Source organism: Oligoflexus sp., assembly GCF_035638955.1.
GTDB lineage: Bacteria > Bdellovibrionota_B > Oligoflexia > Oligoflexales > Oligoflexaceae > Oligoflexus.
Genome location: NZ_DASQYZ010000473.1, coordinates 22,170 through 31,675, shown reverse-complemented (window position 1 = coordinate 31,675; position 9,506 = coordinate 22,170). Strand labels below are relative to the sequence as shown.

Here is a 9,506-nt window from a genome sequence, read left to right as displayed (position 1 = left end):
TATGGGAAACCGATCTTTTGGAGCAGGACCTATTGCCTTTTGACTGTCGGAGGGGCGCCGCTTTCGGTGCTCAAGCAATACATTGAAAATCAGGCCGAAGCGGAATAGGCCGCTCACCTCGCTTGGCTCGGATCACGGCAGCCCTGTTTCACCACCAGCCAAACCCGTCTGGTTCCTCGCCGGCTCGGGACGGGCTATGGCTGGAGTACTTGCCGACAATCTGATAGAGCGAGGCGACCTCTTCATTGTAAAAGCGATTGAGCTCAACGCTCGCTGCATTCTTTTGCTTGAGTCTGATGAATGAGGCGGCCGTCAGGAAACTCAGGTAGCCCCGTTCGTAGCTTTCGAGGACGTAATCCGTGACAGATCCTTCCGCCAGGAAAAATTCCGCGGCTTCCTTGGTCACCGAATAATGCTTGTATCGAAACCTTTCGCGACCTTTGCTGGCTATTTTTATCGTTTCCTCGAAGCATTCGTTATGAAAGAGATCGCTGATGCGATTGAGCACGCTGATTTCCTGTTTCCAATCCATCGTCTCGGCGAGATACGCACAACGCAGGGCACCTTGGGGTGGCAAAGCCTCACTTTGATCTGAGGTTACGCAAGAGGCCAGCAGGCAGCTGACAGCCATGAGGAGTACGCGACATCGCTTCATCGTTGGTTTTTCCTTCAGGTTCCCGATCACTTCATGACTAACCTCTAAAATATCAAAGAGTTCGACAGTATTCAACGCGAGCCAAAATCCAGCGGCCCCACGCCATTACATACTTACACTAGCCATATTGCGAACTTACGATAAAGATGCCATGCTATCCTGTATATCCAATTCTAACGCCATGTTTCGAGGTTTGTGATGCGAGTCTGGTTGATGCTGTTCATGGGACTCTTTGGGGCCTCGTCCGGGTATGCTGATGTCATTTCTGTAAGAGCCGATCCCTATTGCCCCTACAACTGCGAACCGGGCTCAGAGAAAATGGGCTATATGATTGACATCGCCAAGGCAGTCTTTGAGCGTGCTGGTCACAAGATTGATTATCAAAGTCTCAACTGGGCCCGAGCTGTTGAAGAGACGCGGCAAGGCAAATTCATGGCCATCGTCGGCGGTCTGAAAACCGACGCTCCTGACTTTGTTTATCCTGATGTCGCGGTTGGATCCTCGCAATCATGCTTTTTTACAAAAGCCGACTCAAAATGGACCTATGAAGGTGTAAAATCGTTGGAGTCGATGAAATTAGGAGTGGTCAAGAGCTATTCCTTTGGCGACACGCTGGACCCTTATATCAAGGCCAATGCCAGGAATCCCAAAAGAATAGATTACGTGAGCGGTGATACGGCCCTTGATCTCAACATCAAGAAGCTTCTGAGCAATAGAATCGGAGTGGTCCTCGATGATTCGGCAGTCATCGGTTATGAGTTGAAAGGCCGAGGTCTCACAGATGGCGTGAAAGTGGCTGGATGCGACCAGGCCAAGGAAATCTTCATGGCCTTTTCGCCTCAACATCCCAAAGCCAAGGAGTATGCTGCCCTGTTGACAAGCGGTATAGCCAAACTGCGCGCATCAGGTGAGCTGAACACCATCATGGCCCGCTATGGTCTCAAAGACTGGAAATAGTCGGCAAATTGGGGAAAAAAGAAAACCGATTGACCATATATGATCCATCGGCAATGAGAAGATGCTACATTCTAATGTGCATAAAGCCTAACGGCTTTTGTCTTCGCTCTTTTTACGGGTACCTCACTTAAATTTCAAGTCACGCCCAAACCGTGAGGGAGTTTATCTCTCACGGTGAACAAACGTCTCTGATCAAGACGTTTGCTTTCTGGGTGTGATTACGAAGCCATTACGTGCTTTGCATGAGTTTCTGCTGGATTTCCAGATCGGTCAGGTTTCGAGCCGCACTGCGGGCCAGGATCGCGTTGATCTGCTCCCGCTCAAGAATGCCCGAGGCCATAACGGATTCCATGAGCTGAGTAGCCAGCTTGTCCTTCTGCATATAGACGATGAGGGCATCGAAGAGCCTGGCTTTGGGCAGCGTGCGCATCCAGCCAAGACCTTCCTTATAGATGACATAACTGGCGATCGACGACGAAATGATCGCAATCTTATGCGCATCAGGCAGTCGCTCCAGAATACGGTCCCGATACTTCTCCACCAGCACAGGTGGGCAGTGGCGAATCACGATATCCTGGAAAAAAGCATCATTCAGCACATTATCGATGTTTTCCGAGAGTTTTTCCAGCAGCACGTCGGTCAGATGATTGATTTCCTTCGAAATGAGCAGCGAGAGATCGACGAGATTGCGGTTCTCTTCCTGGGACAGTTCACGGAACAGAAGCTTGGCTTCCTGATCGGCTTTCTTGCGCAGGATCTGGATCACTTCCGAGACATAGACCGTCTTGATATCAAGGAATTCCTGAGCGCTCAGCGTCAGGGACGCAATAATCTCATACGACGAACAGATCACACCGGTCTTGTTCGCCGATGAATCCTTCACGATAATGATGCCCTTTTCCTGCAGACCGCGACGGGCTTCCTTGGTAAAGAAAATGTTGGCGCCTTCCACGATGGCCCGCACACTCGGCTGCCCGTTCTTGCCGAAGAAGTCCACCCAGTTCTTGTCGTTGACTGAATAGGGACGGCCACCGGCTGGGATAAAGATGTCCGCATAAACTTTGCGATAGACTTCGTTGCGGATACGAATGTTCTCGTTGTTGTTGGCGAGCACAACGAACGAGCTGGGATCACGGCTCAATTTTTCCTTATTGAACTCCATGATGGACTTGCCTTCATGGAAGAGACGCAAAAGCTCGGTCCAATCCAGACCCTGAGGATCATGCGCCGCACCGTAGCCATCCGACACCGCCACCACGCGCGCGTTCTCGCCATATTCGCGGTGCAGAATCTTGAGCTCGTTACCGGCTACGTCACCATCTGGACCGCCGGTGATTTTGACTGTGAATTTCTGGGTCGCGGGTTCAATGCCAAGGTAGGCGAGAACGTTATCGACATAGACGTTCAAACCTTCCGACGTGACACCGAATTCCTTGTGGTTGATCCCTTCGCCTGGCTTGGACGACATGAAGGCTGCCGCATAGCGATAGCCACGCCGCCGCGCCTGCTCCGGAATCCAAACGATGAGTTCGTTGGTGATGTTCTCGTCCGGTCCCAGATAGATGATATCCGGTTTGTTATAGAAGCTCACGACCTTGTGCTTGGCCGTCTCGTGCGATTCATCCTCTTCCACCAGAAGGTCAAGCAGGGCGTTGATGGACCCTTTGACCGCCTGATCGCGGTGACCACCTGGCTTGAGCACCAGAACAGCCTTGGATCCGCCTTCGGGAATATCCTTGTTTTTCAGCTGCTGCGCGTTGGAAAGACCGTAGACTTCGTCAAAGAGTCCGGCCAGCGCCATATCATAGTCCGCATCCGATCGCGGCATGACCACGCGTACGCCGCCACGAGCAATGTCTTTCCAGCGAACTTGGAAGAAGCGGAATTCCTTGCCGATGACATAGAAGATGCTGAAGGGCATCTGATCATAATACTTCTTGTCGAGCACTTCCGGGTTGATGCGGAACGCCAGACCGGTCTTGGTGGACAGGAAGTAGTTGGTCTTCTGGCAGTTGCTGATGAAGTTGATGCATTCGCGGAAGATGCTCCGGTCGACTTCCTCGATGATGTCATCGATCTTGTCGATGGCTTCTTCTTCCAGGCCGGCATAAACTTTTTCCCAGTCCTGACGTGACGCCGGATCGAATTTGGTGCGGAACATCTTCACCAGCGTCGACAGGAGTTCGCGATGCTGAAAGAAGGTGTTATTGATCTTATAGAGACTGAAAGCATAGGGATTCTGCTTGCTCAGGAAGATATGACACCAGTTGGCCCAGGAGCGGATCAGGTTGGTGGCGTTGATCGAGAATTCGAAAGGGCTTTCGCTGAACTTGCTGAAGTCATCGTAATCCACCCAACCGAGCGTTCGCAGCGCCTTGGTCAACTGAATCATCGGCACCATTTCCGAAGTCACCTTTTCACCCGTTCCATGCGACAGGATCAAATGCATGACGGTGATGGATTCGCTATAACCCTCGTCGAATTTGGCCAGGAACGCGCGACCCACATTGAAATCATAGCGGTGGATCAGATTCAAGACGGGTTCCAGCATATTGGCTGGTGAAATATTCTTGAAACCCAAAGTCAGTCGGGCACTGGTCGAATTATCGATCGTATCCAGGATGGTATGCGCACCCTGATGCTCGATCATGTGCTTCACCATGCGATAGGTGATCGACAGACGCGCGGTGGTCGCATAGGTCACCAGATCGTTATCCAGGATATCCAGATAGCGATTGACGTCCTTTTCGCTCCCGAACTCTTCCAGCATCATCTGGCGCGAGTATTCGATCTTGTCGGCAATATGCTTGTTGCTGCGATCCAAAGGCTTATGCTTGGAGCAGATAAAGGTCGAAAGGAACAGGAGCTTGTCGCGCGAGAAATAAACCGCACCCATCTTCAGGTCATTGCCTTTGATGCGGGTCGCCATATCGATCAAGATTTTGCGGTCGCCGCCTGGCCCGATATAGGTCACCTTGGAACGATCACGATCCCAAAGTTCAACAGTTTGTTTGGTTTCAAAGACGTGACCCGTAATGATCGCTGACAGATGCCGGACTTTTTCCTGCCGTGGCGTCGTCTGATAATAGATCGGCGGCATGGCATTGAAAAACCACGGGGTCAGGATCGAAATGCTGTGATCCAAACCGATCCGCACCGTTTCAGCGATATCCTCGATGTAGTGTTCCAGTTGCTCACCGGACATCTCCCGGGCATAGGTGGGCGACTCCACACTATCCTGGAAATCGAGACTCAACTCGCCGTCGGTCCGCTTCTTCACTTTTTCTGTTGATGATGTTTTCATGTAACGGGTCCCTAATGTTCACCATTATTTTCTATTTTCAGGCGGCGCTCCCTGTGCTGAACGCCGTCATCCTTCATTTGGAATCGAGAAATTTTTGCCACTGCTCGGCCAGTCGACCAAAGCTGGCTCCGGTCAGGCCGCCTTCCTGGGCATGCGCCTGCAAAAGGTCATCCGCCGGAGTGCGACCGCGTTCGGTATAAAAATCGGCGTAAGCTTCAAATATACGCGAAGTGTCGGCCCCTTGGAAACAAGGCGGCAAACCGCCAAATCCATTGCGTGCGATGCGCATGATGTCGCGCGACAGCCGGGCCATTTCCGGGTTTTGCAGACCTTTGGTGGAATATTGCCAGAACTCCCGCAGCCGATGCCGCAGAGGCAGCAGCAGATCGAGAGCCGCATGCATGGCCGCATCGTTGTAAAGAAGAGCCACATAAAATGCAGCCGGCGCCACCTGCCAGAATCGGGTTTGGCAATCCAGCGAACGCAGTTCCATAAAACCTCGGGCCCGCACTTCCGGAAATTGCAGCGAGAGATGCGTCTGCAAATCTTTTAAGGTGGGCTTCACACCATCGATGCCATGCTCGACCCAATCCTTGAACCGGATCTTGCCATCGATGACCTTATAATTCAGCGCTTCTGCGAAAACGACCCGACCATCCATGACGTAATCGTAATACGTTTGCACGCAGGCTTTGCGATTCATGGATTTCACGATGCCTTCCAAATACGGAAAGCCTGTGCGTGAATCATCCATATTCTGCCAGATGCGTGCGCGATTGCTCAGGTAGCCGTTGACCTTGCCATCCAGAAATGGGGAGTTGGCAAACGTCGCGGTTGCAAATGGAGCCAGAAGATTGGCCAGGAGGTAACGTTTGGCCAGCACTTCATCGTTGCCGCCAAAATCCAGGTTGACCTGAATCGTACAGGTCTGCCGCATCATGCGCCGACCAAACTCATTGTGATTGGTAAAGTAAGCGTCCATCGCCCGATACCGCGGCTTGGTCATCTGCAGACCGATTTCATCCACGGTCCGCCAGGGATTGAGTCCGACCTGGATAATGCTGATGTCCTGCTTATGCATGGCCTCGTCCAAAATGCCCTGAATGCTTTCCATGCGTTGAATCGCCTCGGAAAGACAGGGATAGGGCCGGGTCGAAAATTCCAATTGGCCACCGGGCTCAAAGCTGATCATGTCGGAGTCGTCGAGACTTATGGTCAGAAGATGCGTAGGATCATCAGGCTGGTAATTATATCGCCAGACTGACTGCGAGGCTTTCAGACCTTCCAGGGCCGACACCAGGCCGCCGTAGTCAAACAGTGGAACAGTCTCGGGCTTGCTCTGGCCCAAGGATTTCGTCCAGAGTGGCAGCATTTCCACTTCCAGGCCCACGAGGCCTGGCCACTTTGGATATTTCGTGCAGTAGTCCGCAGGACGCAGCGGAAAGATTTTATGATAAACGTGCTCGTAGCAGGCCTCAGCATTTAAGGTTTCCTGCTTCTGATCCGCCATGCTTGACCTCTTTCTCCAGTATGACCAGTCCACCTTCGTCGTAGGCCCGGTTATACCCCAGCAGTGTTAAGCTGCACAATAGTCCGCTCCCACGGGCCTGCCTTTTGTAACAAAAGCGCCGCCGGAACAGGTCCGTGGCGCTTTTTAGCTCAGCTGAAAGCTGTTACTGCGCTTCCACTTCAACATTGATCGCGAAATTCAAAATTCCGTTGCGCCGGACGGTGTCGATGAGCTTCACCACATCACCGTGTGGTGTCTTGACATCGGCCGAAATAAGGGCTTGCACATCGGGTTTTTCTTTTTTACGCGCCGCGATAATTTGCGGCAGTTCTTCATACGTGACCGGCTTGCCATCCAAAAACAGCTTGGCATCCTTGTCGATACTGAAGCCGAGGTTGGTCGCGCCTGTATCCTGGCCGGTCGCCGCCTTGGGCAGTTCCAGGTTGATGGCCTGGTTGGTAATGTAGTTGGCGGTGACCATAAAGATAATCAGGAGTACGAGCATCACGTCAACGAGTGGAGTCACGTTGATATCATTAATGCCTTCGTCGTCGTTATTGCTGACGCTGCTACCCATGGCGTTCCTTTATTTGTTGAAGTGGGCGACGACCAGACTTTTCATCGCCTCAGCATTGGAAAGCTTGCGACGAACCACGCGTTGAAAACCGTTGAAGGCGATCACAGCAGGTATCGCCACCATCAGGCCGACAGCGGTCGCAATCAGAGCTTCCGAGATACCGGCCATCACCACCGATGGACCACCGGCAGGATTCGAAGCGAGGTTGTCAAAAGCCTGGATAATACCGATAACCGTTCCGAAGAGACCGATAAAAGGTGCGTTGGAACCGAGGGTACCGAGGATGACCAGACCATGATCGAGCTTTTGTTTTTCACCAAACAGAAAGCCGGTCATGCTTTGTTCCATGGCGCCCACGCCTTTTTCCCTGTATTCGAGGCCGCGCAGGATCGTTTGCGACTCGATGGAGGCGCTGGTGCTGCACATGCCTTTGATGCCGTCGATATCATCTTCGAGCAGACGACGGGTGACCTCACGCGAAAAATGCACGAAATCGAGGCGGATGCGGGCGTAGTAAATCAATCGCTCCACGATGACTCCAAGCGAGGTGACGCTCAAAGCCAAGAGGAGCCACAGCACCCATTCGCTGCCGAGTGAAGTGATTGCCAGCAACTTTTCCACGATGTTAAATTCCATCTTACCGCTACTCCTTTCGCTGAGAGAACCCTGTTCTCTTCAAGATATGGCATAGGTCCATCAATCGTGTCATCAAGCTTCTGATCGAAATGCCTGGGACATAAAGTCTTCGTAAAGACGCAGACTCACAATTCCCTCGCCCATTTGCTCGGAGCTCACGCGCAAAAGGCCGGGCCGATCGGTCGCCTCGTGCAAAATCACGTGATCCCAAGCCAGTCGGTCCCGCATAAATTGCGACTGGGTCGCTATTTTCTCGGCGCGGGCTACCACCCAGCCTCGCGGGGTTTCTTCGAAGAGATAGCCTCGATCATTCCAGGGTTGCAGAAAGAAATACGCCCGATCACCGGCCAGTTTGCCGGCTTCCCACAGAGCGCGAGGTGTATCCCCGGCCTGATGCTTGGTGCGCCGGTTACACGAGTACATGAGTTCACGAAACTGGTTAAAGGTCCGACGCACAAGGCGGTTGTCCGCGACCGGTGTCCATTCCATTGGGCTACGGCGTTCAGGACGACCGAGAGTCAGACGATGACGTTTTTCAGCTGCGTGAACGGCTTGGGCCTGGCGCTTTTGAGCGCTACTGTTCGTCCCTTTTTCGCGTCGCAACCAAGTGCGCCAGCTGATCAGGGGTTTAAGCGTTTGAAACATTTCCTGAAAATTTCTCACAACATTCCTTGACAAGAAACGCCTGGTTCCGTAAACAAACACCTCACCTCGAGAGATCTTGGAATCTTTCAGAGAAAGCGGGTGTAGCTCAGTTGGCTAGAGCGGCGCGTTGCCATCGCGCAGGTCGAGGGTTCGAGTCCCTTCACCCGCTCCATGATCTTCAGATATTTCATAATCCACTCTATCGTGAATTGAGAAAACAGACGCGGGCAAAAGCTGCCTTTCGCGGTTTGTTGTCGTTTTGGGACGGTTTACGGGTCAAGGCACCCGCGGACTCCGCACCCCGACCGCCATCCTCTGGATGCAGGCAAAAAAAAATCCGCGGACTCAAAGAGTCCACGGCTTTTGCAGGCAAAGGATTGGGTATGGGATACATGCTTCAGTTGACATAGTCTATAATGCAAGGCGTGGGCCAGGGTTTGGCGGGTCGCGAGCCCACCAGATTCCGTATATTTAGCTTTTTCCTGCACATGCTTTGTCCAATCCTTGGGCGTCAACGACCAATCCTTGGGCACTCGCAGCCTGCTCAGACATCCGAATAACCTATTGAAATAATTCAATATCGTAAAATGCCTTCAACTCCTGCCTGGACTTCATGAACTCCTACGCCCCGGTAGTGGATGGGCTCATGGCTTCCATTTGTGAAAAATTTTGCACACGCCTGCCTTGTGTTTGGGGTTGACACCGAAGGGGCTGGGTGCTTTAAAAGCCACGCAATGCGCAAGGTTTCCTCCAGGAATGAAAAGGGAAGTCGGTGAAAATCCGACGCGGACCCGCCGCTGTAAGATGGGACTATGCTGGATCCAATCCACTCGATCAAGATCGGGGAAGGGGATCCAGAACCGGCCAAAAGGCTGGAACCCACAAGCCAGAAGACCTGCCTGCGCCATGAGATTCGACAGTCCCCGGGTGAATGGGAATGTTGAAGCGCATCGGCGTGAGCCGTGATGTCTTCTATTCCCCCCCGTTTGCCGTGATCTCCAACCATCAGGGGGAAGGAAGGTTCATGCCGACCATCTACACTCAGGCTCGTCGTCACCTGCGTATTACGCGTCGTCTGAAAATCAATGTCCTGCACAAATCCTTGATCACGCTGGCCATCGTCAGCATCGTTCTCTACACGATGTTTTTCACGACCACACCCTTGGTTCACGATTATTTTCACGAGCTGAGACACGGTCTCATGCTCATCCCTTGCCATTGA

General features: G+C 52.5%; 9 protein-coding genes, 1 tRNA gene and 1 riboswitch. Of the genes, 4 read left to right on the top strand and 6 right to left on the bottom strand.

The genetic code is table 11. From position 1 onward, the window contains the following. The coding region (locus tag VE954_RS38715) for a transposase (protein ID WP_324962934.1) at nucleotides 1–108 on the top strand (108 nt) is incomplete at its 5' end. Nucleotides 109–148: 40 nt separating this feature from the next. Here VE954_RS38715 and VE954_RS38710 read toward each other — a convergent pair. Continuing rightward, nucleotides 149–655 (bottom strand): hypothetical protein, encoded by a 507-nt coding sequence (locus VE954_RS38710; protein WP_324963284.1) that lies wholly within the window; start codon nucleotides 653–655, stop codon nucleotides 149–151. Nucleotides 656–853: 198 nt separating this feature from the next. Here VE954_RS38710 and VE954_RS38705 point away from each other — a divergent pair, with 198 nt between their 5' ends. Further along, complete coding sequence (locus VE954_RS38705) at nucleotides 854–1,612, top strand: substrate-binding periplasmic protein (protein WP_324963282.1); 759 nt, start codon at nucleotides 854–856, stop codon at nucleotides 1,610–1,612. A 229-nt stretch (nucleotides 1,613–1,841) separates the two neighbouring features. Here the strand turns inward: VE954_RS38705 and VE954_RS38700 are convergent, their stop codons facing one another. The 5 genes from VE954_RS38700 to VE954_RS38680 form a co-directional block, all read right to left on the bottom strand. After that, the gene (locus VE954_RS38700) at nucleotides 1,842–4,916 is read right to left on the bottom strand and encodes an NAD-glutamate dehydrogenase domain-containing protein (RefSeq protein ID WP_324963280.1); all 3,075 of its coding nucleotides are present in this window, start codon (nucleotides 4,914–4,916) and stop codon (nucleotides 1,842–1,844) included. A 73-nt stretch (nucleotides 4,917–4,989) separates the two neighbouring features. Beyond that, complete coding sequence (locus VE954_RS38695; RefSeq protein WP_324963278.1) at nucleotides 4,990–6,426, bottom strand: glutamate-cysteine ligase family protein; 1,437 nt, start codon at nucleotides 6,424–6,426, stop codon at nucleotides 4,990–4,992. 163 nt (nucleotides 6,427–6,589) lie between these two features. Beyond that, complete coding sequence (locus VE954_RS38690) at nucleotides 6,590–7,003, bottom strand: biopolymer transporter ExbD (protein ID WP_324963276.1); 414 nt, start codon at nucleotides 7,001–7,003, stop codon at nucleotides 6,590–6,592. A 9-nt stretch (nucleotides 7,004–7,012) separates the two neighbouring features. Further along, the gene (locus VE954_RS38685; protein WP_324963274.1) at nucleotides 7,013–7,639 is read right to left on the bottom strand and encodes a MotA/TolQ/ExbB proton channel family protein; all 627 of its coding nucleotides are present in this window, start codon (nucleotides 7,637–7,639) and stop codon (nucleotides 7,013–7,015) included. 72 nt (nucleotides 7,640–7,711) lie between these two features. Further along, nucleotides 7,712–8,302, bottom strand: coding sequence for a hypothetical protein (locus tag VE954_RS38680; RefSeq protein WP_324963272.1), 591 nt, complete (start codon nucleotides 8,300–8,302; stop codon nucleotides 7,712–7,714). A gap of 77 nt (nucleotides 8,303–8,379) precedes the next feature. On the opposite strand from VE954_RS38680, the gene VE954_RS38675 reads away from it, so the two are divergent. Both VE954_RS38675 and VE954_RS38670 read left to right on the top strand, forming a co-directional pair. After that, a tRNA-Gly gene (locus VE954_RS38675) sits at nucleotides 8,380–8,456 on the top strand. Between the two features lie 551 nt (nucleotides 8,457–9,007). After that, nucleotides 9,008–9,201: riboswitch (cobalamin riboswitch) on the top strand. Between the two features lie 20 nt (nucleotides 9,202–9,221). Further along, nucleotides 9,222–9,506, top strand: coding sequence for a hypothetical protein (locus tag VE954_RS38670; protein ID WP_324963270.1), 285 nt, complete (start codon nucleotides 9,222–9,224; stop codon nucleotides 9,504–9,506).